The sequence below is a fragment of the Flavobacterium suncheonense GH29-5 = DSM 17707 genome, assembly GCF_000430025.1.
In the GTDB taxonomy this organism is placed as follows: domain Bacteria; phylum Bacteroidota; class Bacteroidia; order Flavobacteriales; family Flavobacteriaceae; genus Flavobacterium; species Flavobacterium suncheonense.
The window spans coordinates 1-1,485 of record NZ_AUCZ01000047.1 but is presented as its reverse complement, the minus strand read 5'-3'; the positions used below and the strand labels follow the sequence as shown (position 1 = coordinate 1,485).

Annotated in this window: 2 protein-coding genes; both read left to right on the top strand. The window is 31.2% G+C overall.

Annotated features, from left to right (window positions below; genetic code table 11):
* Positions 1-121: 121 nt before the first annotated feature.
* Complete coding sequence (locus tag G498_RS16000; RefSeq protein WP_026981034.1) at positions 122-541, top strand: c-type cytochrome; 420 nt, start codon at positions 122-124, stop codon at positions 539-541.
* 197 nt (positions 542-738) lie between these two features.
* Positions 739-1,281 (top strand): hypothetical protein, encoded by a 543-nt coding sequence (locus G498_RS0110070; RefSeq protein ID WP_026981033.1) that lies wholly within the window; start codon positions 739-741, stop codon positions 1,279-1,281.
* The last annotated feature ends 204 nt before the right edge of the window (positions 1,282-1,485 follow it).

The following is a 1,485-nucleotide window of genomic DNA, read 5'->3' as shown; positions in this document are numbered from 1 at the left end:
CACTTTAAATGAAAATCCTTCGGATTTTCATGCGCTGCATTTCATAACATATTTTTTCTTAAATTGCCGCAACGTCGGCCAAGCCTGAAACGTTGTAGGCAATTTGTAAAAAACGATAACGATGAAATCATTGAAAAAATTGACTAACAAAATTATAATTCTCTGTTGCGTATTTTTATGCTTAATTATATCAATATTTTGTTTTCTCTTACTGAATGATTCTAAAAAGCCTAAACAAATAGTTACGGATAACAAACCAAACATAGAGTTTTGTGGGACTAAAAATTCGGAAATAGCTCATGAAGGAAAAACAATATTTAATAATACTTGTGCTGCGTGTCATAAATTAGATGCTAACATGACTGGACCAGCTTTGAGAAATATTGACTCAATAGTATTTAATAAATGGCTAAATAATAAAAACTACAAAGTAAACAAAGCTAAAATTGATCAATTCGGTATCGATTACCATATAGATTTCACGAGAAAAAATTTCAACGAGTCTGATTTAAAAATGATTTACGCATATATTGGTAAGTAATTCAAACTGCCTACAACAGCGGTTTTGTGAAAGCGAGGCTTTAGGATTTATCGGTAATTGTCAGTGTTTGCATTTCTTCTCCGAAGTAAGGTTTTTTCTTCCATTCTTTTCGGTATATTTGTAAATATCAGTAATAAAATCCTCGCCTTCACAAAGCCGGCGGGACGTTAGCAGCAAATTAAAAAAACTTTACGAAAATGAATACAGAAAAAAAGACACGAGAAAAAATTTTAACAAACAAATTTCTTCCATTAATCTTAATGGCTTTAAATTTATCTTTCTTCTTTTACCTAATTCCTGAACACGTAGCGGAAGCAAATTCTACATTATTAGGGATTGTTGGGGGTATTATTACTATGATTCTATCTTTTTGGATATTTGGAATTCTAACTCCTAAACTATACGAAAAAATTCCAATATTTATGGGACTATTTTGTATTAGTACGTTATTTATTTTTGGTTATTTTTTTATAGTAAAAACGACAGATTTCAGTTCAAATGAATTATCGAAGAATGGAGTTTATACAGAAGCTATCATTATTGATAAAACAAAAATTTACGGAAAACGAGGAAACAGTATTCAAAATATAGAAGTGCAGTTTAATACAAACAAGGGTGAGCAAGCCAACGCACAAATATTAATAACCGAACAAGAGTATGAGAATTTTTACAAAGGAATGAAAATTAAAATTTATTATTCATCTGAACATCCAAATATAGCGAGAGTTTCATATAAATAGCTAAACAATAATCTGCTGCTAACAGCGGTTTAGCCGCATTGCTTCGATTCTCTCACCAATTAAAATCCTTCGGATTTTAATGCGCGGCTTTTCATAACATATTTTTTCTTAAATTGCCGCAACGACGGCCAAGCCGCGGAAACGTTATAAGCTAGTTGCGTAGTGCGTGTGGAAAAATACTCAAACTAATAGTAATCAATACAT

Excerpts from the sequence above, each read along its gene's own strand:
- G498_RS16000 (WP_026981034.1), top strand. The coding sequence starts at position 122 with ATGAAATCATTGAAAAAATTGACTAACAAAATTATAATTCTCTGTTGC.
- G498_RS0110070 (WP_026981033.1), top strand. The coding sequence starts at position 739 with ATGAATACAGAAAAAAAGACACGAGAAAAAATTTTAACAAACAAATTT.